Below are 15,397 nucleotides of genomic sequence, written 5' to 3'. Positions count from 1 at the left end.
GGCCCGCCATCGCCGCTACCGCCTTTGCGTACTCCGCTCCCGGTTCATCGCGGAGTTCAGGCGCGAGGTGATGGTCGAAGATGCGTTCAACCCAGCCTTCTCGCCCTCTAGCCGACTGCTTCGGCCATCGACCTGAATCACTTGTCCGCCGCGGTGACCCGATCAGATCACCAACGCCATTGCGCGGGCGGGTAGAGCAACCAAGAGGTGCCGTCCGATTCCTGTTTGACATGCCAGAGGATTACGCCGGCCGAGTGCATGACCTGGGAACGTTCGGGTAGCGCGAATGGCGGTACCCACATCAGCTGGATCTCACCGTCACCATTCCAGCCCGCGTCCGCGAATCGCTGGCGCGCGATCGCAAGATAGTCGTCGACGTCCGCGACGAACTCGGAGGGGTCGCGGGTGAATTCGAGATTGTCGATCCACTCTTGACGTCCTCCCGGCCGTGAACGGCCGGGATTCCTACTGCGGCACGTCGTGCCGCTTCGGGGGGTTCCTGTTTCATCGAGTCGTGCTCCCCGCTAGGCGGGGAGGCTGACCGTCTCTCCGCAGGCGTTTCGCCTCTCCGCCCGTCCGGCGGCGAGAATATTGATGGCTGCATTCAGATCCCGATCGTGGACCGCCCCACACGGACACGCCCAGGTGCGGACGTGCAGGGGTTTCTTCCCGTCGACCCGCCCGCACGTCGAGCACGTCTGCGACGACGGGAAGAACCGGTCCACCGTGCCGAAGGTGCGCCCGTACCGGGTGGCTTTCTCCTCCACCAACCGGAGGAACTGACCCCAGCCGGCGTCGTGGACCGATTTCGCCAACCGGGTCCGCGCCAGCCCGGTCACGCACAAGTCCTCGACGTACACCGCTTGGTTCTCGCGGACGATCGTCGTGGACTGCTTGTGCGCGAAGTCCAGCCGCGCGTCCCGAACCCGGGCATGCGCCCGGGCAACCTTCACTCGGGCCTTGGCCCGGTTCTTCGAGCCTTTCTCCTTGCGGGACAGATTCTTCTGCGCTTTGCGGAGTCGACGCTCCGCCTGCCGGAAAAACTTCGGCGAGGTGACCGTCTTCCCGTTCGACAGCACCGCGAACGTGGTGAGCCCCAGATCGATACCCACCTCGGCGTCGGTTGCAGGCAGTGGCTCGTCGACGGTCTCGACGACGAAGCTGGCGAAGTAGCGGCCGGCGGCATCCTTGACGACCGTCACACTCGACGGATCCGACGGCAGATCGCGGGACCAACGGACTGTCACCTCCCCGATCTTCGGCAGACGCAGCTTCCCGCCCGCCGTCACCGCGAACTTGGCGTTGCGAGTGAACCGGATCGACTGCCGGTGGTCGCGCCGCGACCGAAACCGCGGAGCGCCGACCTTGCGGCCCCGCCGCTTCCCGGTGACCGAGGCAAAGAAGTTCCGGTACGCGGTGTTCGCATCCGCCAACGCCTGCTGCAACACCACCGACGACACCTCGGAAAGCCAGGCCCGCTCCGGGGTCTTCTTCGCCACGGTCAACGCTTTCGACAGCTCCGCATCCGTCGGATACGGCAGCCCATCCCGCCGGGCGGCTTCCCGTGTGGCGATCGCGTCGTTGAACACCACCCGCGCGCACCCGAACGCCCGCGCCAACGCCACCTGCTGCCCCACAGTGGGGTAGAGCCGGAACTGGTATCGGAGCTGCACGAACCCCAACCTAGCCGCGGGGTCCGACAAATCCCGGCAGGAACAACCACATCCACTGCTCGCGAACAGTCTCGAGGGGTCTCGTCACGGCGGATGAGACAGGACTTCCCCGAACCGGCCCAGCACTACCGGCGGGCGCAGCGCCTCTGGCCCGGCTCCTACTTCGCAGGCTCGGTCGAGGGTGCCCCGATCAGCGTGCTGCGACAGCACATCGAGCAACAAGAGCGCCCCGTCCAGGGCACGCTCGGCCCTCGAGGGCCTACCGCGTGCGCCTTCACCTCCGCCGTGAACGGCGGAGCACTAGCGCACATTCCGGTAGCCGGTGGCTGTGAAGTCCCGAAGCGCGGACGGCGGGTAGTCGATTCCTCGGTTCTTGCTCCCTGATTCGGTCATGCCCGTATTGTTTCAGCGCTCGTGCTGGCGATGCGTTGCGCTCAGCCAGGACCGCGAGCATCTCCCTCAGCTCCCGCCGACAGTCACGTCCACACAGAATGGTCCTGGGGACACCGGCGGACCATCGTCCTTCGCCGCTGGACGCATGAACCTCCTGTGCGAACGCGCCCTCGTAATCGGTTTGCCTGCTGTCGTGTGCACTCGCTTCAGTGCGCGGCACGATCGACGAACATGTCTCCGACGAGGACCGGGACGGATCGGCTCTGGCCGACTTCGGAGGCAACCTCCACGTCAGACGCGTATCCCGCGGCGATCAGTTCCTGGCCGGATGCGCACTGCTCCAACGAGGCTGCCACGTGCTCGCGGACCGCATGCCACGCGGTCACCGCCATTTCCGCCTCCGGTGACATCGTCGACTCCGGTGACATCGTCGACTTCGGACGCAGCCGCGCGAGTTCAGACAGCACCGCGCCCGCACCCCATACGTCCTCGACGGCCGGCCGCAAGGCCCCATCCGGCCATCGCTCGCCCGCAGCGATCACCGCCACGGACGAACCCTCGACGTGGTTCTGCGCGATCCACTCTGCGACCGCCCGCGCGTTGCGCAGCGATGCGCCCACACAGACGCGGGACGATTCCGCCAGCGAGTACGCGATCGAGGAACCGTTCGGCGAGGGCAGTACGAGGCGCGTCAGCCCGACTGTGCGCCGAATGCTGCCTGGAGACAGAGTCACCGCGCCAGTGGCCGCCTCGCTCCGGCCTACCGCCAGCACCGCGCCGTGCTGCGCCGCGTAGGCGGCGGCCGAAGCGTCGCGCCATCGATACGGCAGCACCTCGACACCGAGATCGACAGCAACCGACAGCGTCGTCGTGAACGACAGGACGTCGACGACCACCGCGATCCCAGCATCCCGGCCGATCGCCGACGCCCCGGACAGGCCCCAGTCGAAACGAACAGCCCAACCGCGTTGCAGATGCGCCGGATTCACCGAACCCCCTCCCCCTGGCCTGCCACCCATTCGTCGGCAGCGAGCGCTCAGCCCCTGTCTTCTACCCGGAGACGATCGCGGGCAGGCGGACGACCTGGCCGGCGTAGGCCAGTCCGGCGCCGAAGCCGAGCAGCAGCGCGGTGTCGCCGGGCTGGGCGCCGCCGGACCGCAGGAGCTGTTCCATCGCCATCGGGATCGACGCCGCGCTGGTGTTGCCGGTCTCGGCGATGTCGCGGGCGACGGCAACGGTATCGGGCAGTCCCAGGGTCCGGATCAGGGCGTCGGTGATGCGGCTGTTCGCCTGGTGCGGCACGAAGGCGTCCAGGTCGCCGGCCGCGACTCCGGCCTTGTCGAGGGCGGCGCGGCACGCCTTCTCCAGGAACGTCACGGCCCACCGGAACACGGCCTGGCCGTTCATCCGAATGTAGGGCCGATCCGCCTCGGCACCCTTCTCCGCGACCTCGGCGAAGTATTGCATGAAGTCCTTGTCCTGCTTGATCGCCGAGGTCTGGCTGCCGTCCGAGCCCCACGCGACGGGGCCGACGCCCTCAGCCTCGCCGGGACCCACCACGACCGCGCCGGCGCCGTCGGCGAAGATGAACGCGCAGGTCCGATCGGTCGGATCGAGCAGGTCCGACAGGCGTTCCACGCCGATCACCAGGACGTGCCGTGCCTGGCCGGCACGCACGAGGCTTGCGGCGTTGCCGAGCGCGTAGCAGAAGCCCGCGCAGCCGGCGGAGATGTCGTACGCGGCGGTGTCCTGCATGCCGAGTTCGGTGGCCACGACCGCGCCGGCCGACGGCCCCAGCACCATCTGCGAGGACGTCGCCAGCACGACAGCGTCGACCTGCTCGGCTGTGATCCCGGCAGCGGCCAGCGCATCCCGAGCGGCCGCGACGCTCATCGAGACGATCGTCTCGTCCGGCTCGGCCCAGCCGCGGGCGGTGATACCGGAGCGGGTGCGAATCCACTCGTCGGACGAGTCGATCCGGTCGACGATCTCCGCGTTGGGTACGACGCGGCGGGGCCGGTACACGCCGAGACCGAGCAGAGCCGTGTGGGCGATGGGACTTGCGGTGGCGATGGTCGCGGGCATGACATCCTCTCCATGTGAACCGATCGGTTCACGTGGACACCATCGAACATGAACCGATCAGTCCACACAAGCTGGAAGGGCCGCCATGACCTCCTTACGACCACGTGCCCGACTCCTCGCCAGTACCGTCGCGGCGGTTCAGGAAGTCGGCGTGCACGCCGCCGGGCTGACCGATCTTCTCCACCGCGCCGACGCGTCCCGAAACTCGCTGTACCAGCACTTCCCGCAGGGCAAGGCTCAACTCGTCGAGACCGCCACCCGGATCGTGACCCGGATCGTGCACTCGCACCTGAGCGTCATGGCCGATGCCCTGTCGAGCGCGCCGGACATTGAGCAGTGGCTCGACGAGCTGTTCGCGTTCTGGCGCGACCCCCTCGAATCCAGCGAGTACCGAAAGGGCTCGTTCATGCTGGCCGCCGCCCTCGACGAACTCGACCCGGCCGTGCAAGCTGCCGCCGGTCAGGCGTTCGCAGAGTGGACGTCGCGGCTCACCGACGGGTTCGTCGGCGCCGGACTCGAGCACACCACCGCACAGTCCACGGCGGGACTGCTGCTGTCGGTGATCGAGGGCGCCATCGTGCAGGCCCGTGCGCTCAAGTCCAGCACCCCCTTCGACAACGTCCGCGACCAGATGACCGTGCTGCTGAAATACCACCTCACGCCTCGACGACACGGGGCCGAAAGCTAGCCGACCAGCTGCAACGACGACACGTCCCCCTGCTGCGAATCGCCCGTCCCGACGTTTACACACCCGAGCGTGGCAAAGAACTACTGCTGGGGCGGGTCCTCACGGATGGCGCGGCCGCGGGGAGATGGCGAAACCGGCGGGTTCACCCACGGCCGCCGTGCTTCCTGGGTTCATTCCTTTCGCATGCAGGGATTCCGACACCCTGTTCATCGACACCCGGCACGGCCCTCTGCACGGAAGCGTCAATCTCTGGCCCGACCAGGGCTGGGCCTATCGGCCGCCCCTGTAGCGGTCGATCAGTGCGATGCTCGACGATCTCGCGTTCTGCCTCGAGCGCAACACCCCGATGGCGATGCGCCTGTCCACGTGGGGCAAGTACCAGCCGTACGTCGAGGACGATCTGCTGGTGTGGGAACGCGTGCCCTGAACGATGCCGTCCTCGTTCCGGAGCAAGCGGTCGGTGCCGGCCGAACACCGCCGGTCGTCGACACGGTTCACAATGAATGTGGCCGCGTGTCCTGCCACCCGTCTCCGGCAGCGGCGACCGAACCGGATCGCTCCGCCACGATCGCGGCGAGGACGGCCCCGGCGCGCAACAGGGCGAGCATTCGCCGGCCGATCTCGACGATCCGAGCGTCGAGGACGGCCCGGGACGTTTCGAGGTCCCCGAGTTCGCGGAGGTCGGTGACGATCGTCCGCACGGCGGGAATCGGGTAGCCCGCGGCCCGCAGCGCTGCGACGATCCGGGCGTCGCGGATCACCGGTAGCGGGTAGCGACGCACCGATCCGGTGGCCGTCGTGGTTCGTTCGGGGGTGAGCAGACCGGCCGACTCCCAGAACCGGAGGGTCGACGCCCGCACCCCGAGGGCGTCGGACAGTTCCCCGACGGACATGTCGTCGCCCGCCACGGCTGGGGCGTCGGTGGAGACTTCGGTTCGGATCGCGTCCAGTGCGGCCCGGGCGGCAAGGGTCCTCGCCCGTTCCCGTTCGAGACCGGAATGCAGCGAGCACACCAGTGCCGCTGCGGCATCGTCCGGCAGGGCCCGGACGTCGACCAGTGTTCGCCGCGCCGCCACCGGCCCCACCGCATCCACCAGGTCCCGGTATGTGTGCAGGTCACGAACATGTTGTGGGGAGAATCTCCGGTATCCGTTGCTGCCGCGGCGGGCTGCGGCCAGAACCCCGAGCGCCTCGAGGTCGCGGATCTGCTGCACCGAATAGCCGGTGGCTGCGGCGACGGCAGACACCCCGATACCGTCCGGAACGGCCGTGTCGTTCATCGACAACCCTCCACAAGCACTTCAATACCACACTCGAACCATGAGTATGGAACAGATCCTCGCCACCGTCCGGGGCCTCGACGGCGTTCTCGAGCTCGCGCCGACCGTCGGCAGCACCTTCCCGGAGATCTCGTGGGGTGACCACTTCTTCTACTTCGCCCCCGACGGCGTCGTGCCGCGGCACCAGCCGTACGCCACGATCGTGTCGAAGGACTATCCGGGCGACGACCTGTCGGACCTCGACCGGTCCGGGAGACGCCGACTCAACATTCACGTCGGGCGCGCCGCGGTCGACGAACTCGCCTCCACCGACGGCGTCGTGGACTTCGCGGCGACCGACGTGGTGCTCCCGCATCCGGTGTATGCCCGGCAGGGCTGGGTGTCGATCGTCGAACCGGGGCCGCGCACGTCCGGGCTCGCCGTCGACCTTCTGCACGGCGCCCACGAGTCGGCGCGGCGGCGCGCGGGACACCGGTCCGGCGGCCACTAGTCTGGACCGGTGATCGTCACCCACGGCGCGCTGCCGCGCGCAGTCCCGTCCGACCGTCCGGTGGACCCCGAGTTCACGACGCTGCCGTTGCGGTTGCTGGCCGACGCCGCCCTGTCGGTGGCGCGGGCCGCCGGCGCCGAGCACGCCGACCTGCGGGTGCACCGGCTGGTCACGCAGTCGCTGCGGCTGCGGGACGGCCGGGTCCAGTCCGTGTCCGACGGTGTGGAACTCGGGTTCGCGGTGCGGGTGATCGTCGACGGCACGTGGGGGTTCGCGGCGCACGCCGAACTCACCGCCGAGCGGGCGGCCGCGGTCGCGGCGGAGGCGGTCGCGGTGGCCCGCGCCCTGCGCAGCCTCAACCGGGACCGGGTCGTCCTCGCCGACGAACCGGTGTATCCGGATGCGGCGTGGGTGTCGCAGTACACGCTCGACCCGTTCACCGTCCCCGCCGCCGACAAGGTCGACCTGCTCACCGACTTCTCGCAGCACCTCCTGGCCGCGGACGGCGTCGACCATGTGACCGCGTCGTGCCTGCAGGTCAAGGAACAGACGTTCTACGCCGACCTCGCCGGCTCGGCGATCACCCAGCAGCGGGTGCGGCTGCATCCGGAACTCGAGGCGGTGTCCGTCGACGCCGCCGCCGGCACGTTCGAGACGATGCGCACCCTCGCCCCGCCGGTCGGCCGCGGCTGGGAATACCTCACCGGCACGGGCTGGGAGTGGGACACCGAACTCGCCGAGATCCCCCCGCTACTGGCGGAGAAGATCGCCGCCCCGAGCGTTGTCGCGGGCCCGACGGATCTGGTGATCGATCCGACGAACCTGTGGCTGACGATCCACGAATCCGTCGGCCACGCCACCGAATACGATCGCGCGATCGGCTACGAGGCAGCCTATGCGGGCACCTCGTTCGCCACCCCCGACCTGCTCGGCACCCTGCGCTACGGCAGCGAGCACATGCACGTCACCGCCGACCGCACCGAGCCGCACGGCCTCGCCTCCGTCGGATTCGACGACGACGCGGTCGCCGCCCAGTCCTGGGATCTGGTGCGCGACGGAACTCTGGTCGGCTACCAGCTGGACCGGGTGTTCGCGCCCCGTCTCGGACTGGACCGCTCCAACGGCTGCTCGTACGCCGACTCGGCGCAGCACGTGCCGATCCAGCGGATGGCGAACGTGTCGCTGCAACCCGACCTGCACACGGACACGTCCACCGCCGACCTGATCGGCCGTGTCGAGGACGGGATCTACGTCGTCGGCGACAAGTCCTGGTCGATCGACATGCAGCGCTACAACTTCCAGTTCACCGGGCAGCGTTTCTTCCGGATCCGCGACGGCCGCCTCGACGGGCAGCTCCGCGACGTCGCCTACCAGGCCACCACCACCGACTTCTGGGGGTCCCTCGACGCGGTCGGCGGTCCGTCGACGTGGCGGCTCGGCGGCGCCTTCAACTGCGGCAAGGCGCAGCCCGGGCAGGTCGCGGCGGTCAGCCACGGCTGCCCGTCCGCACTGTTCCGGAACGTGAACGTGCTCAACACCCGGCAGGAGGGGACGCGGTGATCGCGGCACAGGAGCTCATCGAGCGGGCGCTCGCCTGCTCCACCGTCGACGAGACGATGGTGCTGGTCACCGATGCGAGCGAGGCGTCGCTGCGGTGGGCCGGGAATTCGATGACCACCAACGGGGTCGCCACGTCCCGGTCCTGGACCGTCGTCTCGATCGTGCGGGACGGCGACGGTGCCCGGGTGGGGGCGGTGACATCGTCGCGGGTCGACGCCGACGCGATCGAGCAGGTGGTGCGGGCGTCGGAGGCAGCGGCCGCCGCCGCGCAGCCCGCCGCGGACGCGATGGACCCGATCTCCGGTGACGGCGACAGAGCCGCCGACGGCTGGGCGGACGGTCCCGCCACGACCGGGGTGTCGGTGTTCGAGTCGCTGGTGCCGGGGCTGGCCGACGGTTTCGACGGCGCGGACCGGCTCTACGGGTTCGCGCACCACCAGCTGCACTCCACGTGGCTGGGCACCTCGACGGGGGTGCGGCGCCGGTTCACGCAGCCCACCGGGTCGATCGAGATCAACGGCAAACGCGGTGACGCCAGCGCGTGGGTGGGGTCGGCGAGCGTCGACTTCACCGACGTGTCCGTGCCCGGCCTGCTGGCGGAGTTGTCGCGGCGACTGGACTGGTCGGCGCGCACCGTCGCGCTGCCGGCGGGCCGCTACGAGACGCTGCTGCCGCCGTCGGCGGTGGCGGATCTGATGATTCCGCTGATGTGGGCGATGGAGGGCCGCGGCGCGCAGGAAGGGCACACGGCCCTGTCCCGGGCGGGCGGCACCCGCGTCGGGGAACGACTGACGGACCTGCCGCTCACCCTGTTCTCCGATCCGCACGCCGCCGGGCTCGGGTATGCGCCGTTCGTGGCGGCGACGGCGTCGTCGGACACGGTCTCGGTGTTCGACAACGGTATGGACGCCGGCCGGGTCGACTGGATCCGCGACGGGGTGATCGACGCGCTGGCCTACCCGCGGGCGGCGGCCGCCGAATTCGGTGCGCCGGTCGCGGTGCCGGGCGACAACCTGCTGCTCACCGGCGGCACCGACGCCGGCCTCGACGACCTGATCGCCGGCACCGAACGCGGCCTGCTGCTGACGTGCCTGTGGTACATCCGGGAGGTCGATCCGGCGACCGCGCTGCTCACCGGGTTGACCCGCGACGGCGTCTATCTCGTCGAGGACGGGCAGGTCACCGCGGCGGTGAACAATTTCCGGTTCAACGAGTCCCCGCTGGATCTGCTGCGCCGCACCACCGAGGTGGGGGCCACCGAGCAGACGCTGCCCCGGGAATGGAAGGACTGGTTCACCCGCACCGCGATGCCGCCGATGCGGATCCCGGACTTCCATATGTCGAGTGTGAGCGAGGCGCAATGAGCCTCCGCATCACCCTCGCCGACGACGCCCGCTGCCCCTGCCAGTCCGGGGACACCTACGGCAACTGCTGCGGCCGCTACCACTCCGGGGCCGCGACCGCACCGACCGCGGAAGCATTGATGCGGTCCCGGTATGCGGCGTTCGCCCGCGGCGACGCCGACTACCTGCGCCGCACCTGGCATCCGAGCACCCGCCCGGACACCCTCGACCTGGACCCCGAGCAGCACTGGCTGCGCCTCGACGTCCTCGCCACCACCGGCGGCGGGCCGTTCGACACCACCGGCACCGTCGACTTCGAGGCGTTCTACCGGTACGGGCGGGTCCGCGAGTCGCTGCGCGAACACAGCCGGTTCGTCCGCGAGAACGGGCAGTGGCTGTACGTCGACGCGTTGGCCTGATTCCGGCGTAGCGTCTCCTGACAAGGAGACGTCTGTCGTGGACTGGTTCGACGCCGGCGACTACACGCTGTCACGGCTGCTCTTCACGGAGGGCCTGGCCGTGATCTACCTGTGCGCGTTCGTGGCGGCGGCCCGCCAGTTCCGGCCGCTGCTCGGCGACGGCGGGATGCTGCCGATCCGGCGATTCCTGGCCGGGAGCCGGTGGCAGCGCTCCCCCAGCCTGTTCCATCTGCACTATTCGGACCGGTTCTACGCCGGTGTCTGCTGGGTCGGGGCCGGGCTGTCGGTGGCGGCCGTGCTCGGTGCGCTGCAACGACTGCCGCTGCCGCTGTGCATGCTCGGCTGGCTGCTGTTGTGGGGGCTGTATCTGTCGATCGTCAACGTCGGGCAGCTGTGGTACTCGTTCGGGTGGGAGTCGCTGCTGCTCGAGGTGGGGCTGCTGGCGGTGTTCGTGGGGAACGCCGACACCGCGCCGCCCCTGCTCACCCTGCTGTTGCTGCGGTGGCTGCTGTTCCGGCTCGAGTTCGGGGCGGGCCTGATCAAACTGCGCGGCGACGCATGCTGGCGGGACTTCACCTGCCTGGACTACCACCACGAAACCCAGCCCATGCCGGGCCCGCTGAGCTGGTATTTCCACCATCTGCCGCGGCCGCTGCACCGGGTCGAGGTGGCCGGTAACCACGTCACCCAGTTGATCGTGCCGTTCTTCCTGTTCGCGCCGCAGCCGGTGGCGGGCGGCGCGGCCGCGATCATGATCGTCACCCAGTTGTGGCTGGTGGCGTCCGGCAATTTCGCGTGGCTGAACTGGCTGGCGATCGTCATCGGACTGTCGGTGCTGCCGGACGGCTTCTGGGCGGCGGTACTGCCGATGCCGGTACCCGCAACGGGGCCGGCGCCGCTCTGGTTCGTCGTGGTGGTCGCCGCGGCCACGGTCGCGGTGGCGGCACTCAGCTACCGGCCGGCCCGGAACCTGTTCTCCCACGGGCAGAAGATGAACGCGTCGTTCGATCCGTGGCACCTGGTGAACACGTACGGCGCGTTCGGGCACGTCACCCGTGTCCGGCGGGAGATCGTCGTCGAGGGCACCTCCGACGACGATCCGTCCGACGACAGTGTGTGGCGCGCCTACGAGTTCCGCGGCAAACCCGGCGACGTCCGGTACCGGCCCCGCCAGTTCGCGCCCTACCATCTGCGGCTCGACTGGCTCATGTGGTTCGCCGCCATCGACCCCGGTTATGCGACGCCGTGGTTCGGCGGCTTCCTCGCCCGGCTCCTCACCGGCGACCGCGACACCCTGAACCTGTTGCGGCACAATCCGTTCCCCGACCGTCCGCCCGCATGGGTGCGGGCCCGGGAGTTCCGCTACCGGTACAGCACCCGCGCCGAACGGAGACGGACCGGTGCCTGGTGGGTGCGGACCTACCAGGGCGACTTCGTGCCGGCGACGGCGCTGCGGCGGGCGGGGTGAGGAGCCCGCGCCGGACGGTCAGCCGGCGATCTCGTGGGGTCCCACCCGATCGCCGCCCTTGCCGCCGTGCAGGATGCCCTTCTGCAGCGCCTCGAACACGGCCATACCCTGCCCCACCATGCCGGAGATGGTGTCGTTGACACCGTCCTGGCCGTTGAGGATGGTGAGGTTCGAGTCGGCCAGCCCCTTTGCGGCCGCCTCCACGATGAGCGGCAACTGCTCGATCAGGGTCTGCTCCAACGCGACCCGGTCGTGGGACGCGGCCGCCTCGGCGAGGATCCGGATCTCCTCGGCTTTCGCCCGGGCCAGGATCTCGGTCTCCCGCGCTTTCGCCTCGGCCGGTTTGACGACCTCGCTCTGCAGCTGCTTCTCCCGCAGTTCCGCTTGCTGGACGGCCAGTTCCGACTGCGCCTCGAGCACCTCACGCTGCGCCATGGCCTGCGCCAGCGGTCCGGCCTGAGCGGACGCCGCCTTCGCGCGATCGGTCTCCGCCTGGATCTCCGCCTCCTTGATCGCCGTTTCCCGCGAGTACTCCGCCTGGCGGCGGCGGGACTCCTGCTGCGCTTCGGCGGCCGCCCGATCCGCTTCGGCCTGGGCGATCTTCGCTTCTCGTTCCACCTGCGCGAGATGCGGGGCACGCAGCGAATCGATGTAGCCGGAACCGCAGTCGTCGATCGAGCGGATCTGCATCGAGTCCACGATCAGACCCATCCGGCCCATCTCCACGTTGGAGCTGTCCAACACCTGTGAGGCGAGGACCTCCCGCTGACGGATGATCTCCTCCACCGTCATCGAACCGATGATGGATCGCAGATGCCCGGCGAAGATCTCCCCGACCGTGCCGGACATCGCGTCCTTCTGCGACGACAGGAAACGCTGCGCCGCGTTGACGATGGATTCCTTGTCGTTGCCCACCTTGAAGGCGACCACCGCGCTGACCGACAGCTCCACACCCTGCGTGGTGACACAGGTTTCCTTGATGAGCGCCTCGTGCAGATCCAGCGACAGGATGTCAGCCTTGCGGAGGACGGGGATCACGAACGCGCCCTGACCGGTGACCACCCGGAACGGGGAGCCGTCCCCGCCCCGGTGCCCACCGGAGATGAGCAGAGCCTCGTTGGGTGCGGGCACTCGATATCCGAACATTCCGTCTCCTCGTCGTCGACCGTTGTCTGTCGTGTGTCCGAATTGTGGTGACGAGACTAGAGCACAGGTGTGATGTGGCGGACTCTCAGGGCCCGAGGGTGATCCACGGCTCCACGTCCAGGACCCTCGCTCCCCGGTCGGCCACTACCAGCACGGTGGACCGAGCGGCGAGCGGTTCCGCGGACCACGCGGTGTAGGTCTCGCGACCGCCGCGGATACTCAATTCCACCTGCCCGGCCCCGCTCGATCCCCGCGTGGCCAACGTCAGCACGCCGATCTTGCCGACCGGATTCTGTTCGGACATCGCACCCCTCATACCGTGGCCGATTCGGACACTGCTGGTTCTAACATGGGCGCCCGGAGGTGGCGGCGGCGGCATCGCCGGTCGCGGTGATCATCGCCGTGTCGTCCGGGTTGCCTGTCGTGCCGACACAGCCCCGCCGGATCGCCCAGGCCCGCACCGGGTCCCGATGAGTTTCCCTTCCCGCCCCGGTCTGTACCGGTGAGCACGACGAATCGTCGTCGCCGATCATCCGGTCAGGAGGAAGCATGGGCAAGGTCGTCTGGGGGTTCACCTGCTCGCTCGACGGTTTCATCGTGGGTCCGGGTCACGACATGAGTTGGATGTCGACGGCGGAACCGTTGGCCGACGGTGCCACCGAGCGGATGGCCGGTAGGGTCGCCGTGATCATCTCGGGCCGCGCCGGCTACGACGCCGCGCAGGCCCAGCAGGGTGAGCGTGACGAGACGACGTCCGCGGCGTACGGCGGAGCGTGGTCCGGGACGGAGTTCGTGCTGACGCACCGACCGGAGGAGCTCTCCGACGATCCTGCCGTCATTGCCGTGAACTGTGACGTTCGGAGCGCGGTCGACCGTGCCCGGGAGATCGCCGGTGACCGGGACGTGCAGATCATCAGCGCCGACATCGCCCGGCAGGCACTCGAGCACGACCTGATCGACGAGTTGCAGGTGTTCGTCGCCCCCGTGTTCCTCGGTGACGGCACCCGCATCTTCGATGTCCCCGGCGGTCGTCGGATCGAGTGGGAACTCGTCGCGATCGACACCGACAGTCCGCGCAGTGCCGGCCGCGTCTACCGGCCGAAACCGCGCTGACCGCGTCAGAACCCGGGCTGTGTGTCCGTTTTCTCGGTGACGATCTGGACGAGGTTGCCGCACGTGTCGTCGAAGACAGCGATGACGGCGGTGCCGATGTCGGTCGGCGGCACGGTGAACTCGACACCCCGCGCGGTCAGCCGGGCGTGCTCGGCGTGCACGTCGTCGACGGCGAACTGGACGAGCGGGATACCGTCCGCGACGAGGGCGTCCCGGTACGGCTTGACGGCCGGATGCCCGGACGGTTCGAGCAGCAGTTCCGGGCCGTCGGGGGCGTCGGGTGAGACGACGGTCAGCCACGACGCGTCACCGATCGGAATGTCCCGGCGCTTCACGAATCCGAGGACATCGGTGTAGAAGTCGAGGGCGGCCCGCTGATCGTCGACGAAAATGCTGGTCAGGTTGATTCGCATGATGCGCTCCTGGGGTCGGTGGGCCAGCGCCGGGCGATCTCGGCGAGCGGGCCGGGGTCGAAGTAGTGGAATTTGGATCTCCCCCGACGCTGCGTCACCACGAGCCCCGCGGACTCGAGGACCGCGAGATGCTGGGAGATCGCCTGACGGGTGAGACCGAGACCGTGCCGCGTGGTGAGCAGGGAACAGATCTCGAACAGAGTCTGCCCGTCGGCCGCCGCCAACTCGTCGAGGATGACGCGGCGCGTCGCGTCGTCGAGAGCGCGGAAGACATCGGCCACGACGCCACTATAGGCAAGTAATCACTTGCCTATCAAGAGTGTTCTGTCGGTGCCGTGTGGAACTGTCGTCGCCCGGAGGACGGCCGGACCCGATCGCGGGTCCGGCCGAGGTGTCGACGAGAGGCGCAAGGGGTTCGTGGGAGATTTCGTGTCCGCGCTCGTGCTGGCGATGGTGACGGCAACGATGGCGGTGTGGGTGCGGCGACTGATCCGCAGCCCACGGACCCGGGCCGACTATCTGGCGACCGTCCGCGCTCTGCGCTGGTGGATGATTCCGGGTGCGCTCGCCCAGATCACGCTGGTGGTCACCGCGTTCTGGGCGACGACGACCCTCCTGCCGGTCACCCGGTTCGGCTGGTGGACCGCGCTCGGCGGCTCCGGGAACATCGCGTTCGGGCAGTCCGGCCGGGACGGTATCGGATGGACACTCGTCGCGGTCGCCGTCCCGGTGCTGCTCGTGGTGCTGATCCCCGTGTTCGCGCACAACGAGGAACGCATCTTCCGGGAGGGCTCCGAAACGTGGAGTCGTGGCCGCCGGATCCGGACCCCGATCGTGTTCGGGCTCGTCCACCTGACGATGGGCATTCCGGTCGCGGCCGGTGTTGCGCTCGCGGTCAGCGGGTTCTACTTCCAGTGGATGTATCTGCGTGTGGTGCGCCCGCAGGTGCCGGCGATCGACGCCCTGTACGAGGCGTCCCGGCAGACGGTGCCGGCCCCGCCGACCGAGGAACCCTGTCCCCCACTGCCCGTCGGCGCCCCCTACGACCCGGACGAGTGGGATCGCGTCCAGGCGCTGCGTGCCGAGGTCCGGGCACGGAACTGGCAACGCCGCCAGACCTGGGACGGCGAAAACCTCCGACGGCTGCGTGAACAACGGGCCGCGCTCCGCGCTCCGGCCGTCGCGACCGCGGCCGCCGCCCACACCGCATCGAACTGGCTGCTCTGCGGAACGCTGGCCGTCCTCGTCGTCGTCGACCTGGTGATCGGATGACGGGGACCCAGGCCGGAATGCCATCACCTTCCGGCCCGTCGTCGGTAGACCGAA

General features: G+C 69.1%; 18 protein-coding genes. 10 read left to right on the top strand and 8 right to left on the bottom strand.

Annotated features, from left to right (window positions below; genetic code table 11):
* Window positions 1-524: 524 nt before the first annotated feature.
* Window positions 525-1,673 carry an RNA-guided endonuclease InsQ/TnpB family protein gene (locus Q5696_RS11005; protein WP_305091410.1) on the bottom strand — a complete coding sequence of 383 codons (1,149 nt, stop codon included), beginning with the start codon at window positions 1,671-1,673 and terminating at the stop codon, window positions 525-527.
* Window positions 1,674-1,766: 93 nt separating this feature from the next.
* Between Q5696_RS11005 and Q5696_RS11000 the strand changes: the two genes are divergently transcribed.
* Complete coding sequence (locus tag Q5696_RS11000; RefSeq protein ID WP_305091409.1) at window positions 1,767-2,057, top strand: transposase; 291 nt, start codon at window positions 1,767-1,769, stop codon at window positions 2,055-2,057.
* A 215-nt stretch (window positions 2,058-2,272) separates the two neighbouring features.
* Here Q5696_RS11000 and Q5696_RS10995 read toward each other — a convergent pair whose 3' ends face one another.
* Both Q5696_RS10995 and Q5696_RS10990 read right to left on the bottom strand, forming a co-directional pair.
* A complete protein-coding gene (locus tag Q5696_RS10995) occupies window positions 2,273-3,055 on the bottom strand; it encodes a 2-phosphosulfolactate phosphatase (RefSeq protein ID WP_305091408.1) in 783 nt (260 codons plus the stop codon).
* 61 nt (window positions 3,056-3,116) lie between these two features.
* Window positions 3,117-4,151: a beta-ketoacyl-ACP synthase III gene (locus Q5696_RS10990; protein ID WP_305091407.1), complete on the bottom strand. Its 1,035-nt coding sequence runs from the start codon at window positions 4,149-4,151 to the stop codon at window positions 3,117-3,119.
* A gap of 85 nt (window positions 4,152-4,236) precedes the next feature.
* Between Q5696_RS10990 and Q5696_RS10985 the strand changes: the two genes are divergently transcribed.
* Together Q5696_RS10985 and Q5696_RS10980 are read left to right on the top strand one after the other, a co-directional pair.
* Entirely contained in the window at window positions 4,237-4,839 is a 603-nt protein-coding gene (locus Q5696_RS10985) for a TetR/AcrR family transcriptional regulator (RefSeq protein WP_305091406.1), read from the top strand.
* 304 nt (window positions 4,840-5,143) lie between these two features.
* A complete protein-coding gene (locus tag Q5696_RS10980) occupies window positions 5,144-5,266 on the top strand; it encodes a hypothetical protein (protein ID WP_305091405.1) in 123 nt (40 codons plus the stop codon).
* Between the two features lie 67 nt (window positions 5,267-5,333).
* Here Q5696_RS10980 and Q5696_RS10975 read toward each other — a convergent pair whose 3' ends face one another.
* Window positions 5,334-6,119, bottom strand: a complete 786-nt coding sequence (locus Q5696_RS10975) for a MerR family transcriptional regulator (protein ID WP_305091404.1) — start codon at window positions 6,117-6,119, stop codon at window positions 5,334-5,336.
* A gap of 40 nt (window positions 6,120-6,159) precedes the next feature.
* Between Q5696_RS10975 and Q5696_RS10970 the strand changes: the two genes are divergently transcribed.
* Genes Q5696_RS10970 through Q5696_RS10950 form a run of 5 tightly spaced genes read left to right on the top strand, consistent with a single transcriptional unit; the run spans window position 6,160 to window position 11,399 of the window.
* Window positions 6,160-6,609: a DUF6194 family protein gene (locus Q5696_RS10970; protein WP_305091403.1), complete on the top strand. Its 450-nt coding sequence runs from the start codon at window positions 6,160-6,162 to the stop codon at window positions 6,607-6,609.
* A gap of 9 nt (window positions 6,610-6,618) precedes the next feature.
* The gene (locus Q5696_RS10965) at window positions 6,619-8,169 is read left to right on the top strand and encodes a TldD/PmbA family protein (RefSeq protein ID WP_305091402.1); all 1,551 of its coding nucleotides are present in this window, start codon (window positions 6,619-6,621) and stop codon (window positions 8,167-8,169) included.
* Entirely contained in the window at window positions 8,166-9,533 is a 1,368-nt protein-coding gene (locus Q5696_RS10960; RefSeq protein WP_305091401.1) for a metallopeptidase TldD-related protein, read from the top strand. The genes Q5696_RS10965 and Q5696_RS10960 overlap by 4 nt, the downstream gene beginning before the upstream one ends.
* Window positions 9,530-9,931, top strand: a complete 402-nt coding sequence (locus Q5696_RS10955; RefSeq protein WP_305091400.1) for a YchJ family protein — start codon at window positions 9,530-9,532, stop codon at window positions 9,929-9,931. Before Q5696_RS10960 ends, Q5696_RS10955 begins: the two co-directional genes overlap by 4 nt.
* Before the next feature lie 37 nt (window positions 9,932-9,968).
* On the top strand, window positions 9,969-11,399 hold the full coding sequence (locus Q5696_RS10950; protein WP_305091399.1) for a lipase maturation factor family protein: 1,431 nt from the start codon (window positions 9,969-9,971) through the stop codon (window positions 11,397-11,399).
* 18 nt (window positions 11,400-11,417) lie between these two features.
* On the opposite strand, the gene Q5696_RS10945 is transcribed toward Q5696_RS10950, so the two are convergent.
* Both Q5696_RS10945 and Q5696_RS10940 read right to left on the bottom strand, forming a co-directional pair.
* Complete coding sequence (locus tag Q5696_RS10945; RefSeq protein ID WP_305091398.1) at window positions 11,418-12,545, bottom strand: flotillin family protein; 1,128 nt, start codon at window positions 12,543-12,545, stop codon at window positions 11,418-11,420.
* Window positions 12,546-12,630: 85 nt separating this feature from the next.
* Window positions 12,631-12,849, bottom strand: a complete 219-nt coding sequence (locus tag Q5696_RS10940) for an NfeD C-terminal domain-containing protein (RefSeq protein WP_305091397.1) — start codon at window positions 12,847-12,849, stop codon at window positions 12,631-12,633.
* A 245-nt stretch (window positions 12,850-13,094) separates the two neighbouring features.
* On the opposite strand from Q5696_RS10940, the gene Q5696_RS10935 reads away from it, so the two are divergent.
* The gene (locus tag Q5696_RS10935) at window positions 13,095-13,658 is read left to right on the top strand and encodes a dihydrofolate reductase family protein (RefSeq protein ID WP_305091396.1); all 564 of its coding nucleotides are present in this window, start codon (window positions 13,095-13,097) and stop codon (window positions 13,656-13,658) included.
* A 5-nt stretch (window positions 13,659-13,663) separates the two neighbouring features.
* On the opposite strand, the gene Q5696_RS10930 is transcribed toward Q5696_RS10935, so the two are convergent.
* Window positions 13,664-14,071 (bottom strand): VOC family protein, encoded by a 408-nt coding sequence (locus tag Q5696_RS10930; protein ID WP_305091395.1) that lies wholly within the window; start codon window positions 14,069-14,071, stop codon window positions 13,664-13,666.
* On the bottom strand, window positions 14,056-14,352 hold the full coding sequence (locus Q5696_RS10925) for an ArsR/SmtB family transcription factor (protein ID WP_305091394.1): 297 nt from the start codon (window positions 14,350-14,352) through the stop codon (window positions 14,056-14,058). Before Q5696_RS10925 ends, Q5696_RS10930 begins: the two co-directional genes overlap by 16 nt.
* A 148-nt stretch (window positions 14,353-14,500) precedes the next feature.
* On the opposite strand from Q5696_RS10925, the gene Q5696_RS10920 reads away from it, so the two are divergent.
* Entirely contained in the window at window positions 14,501-15,343 is an 843-nt protein-coding gene (locus Q5696_RS10920) for a hypothetical protein (protein ID WP_305091393.1), read from the top strand.
* The last annotated feature ends 54 nt before the right edge of the window (window positions 15,344-15,397 follow it).

This window comes from Prescottella sp. R16, assembly GCF_030656875.1.
In the GTDB taxonomy this organism is placed as follows: Bacteria; Actinomycetota; Actinomycetes; order Mycobacteriales; family Mycobacteriaceae; genus Prescottella.
This window is presented reverse-complemented; position numbering and strand designations above follow the sequence as displayed.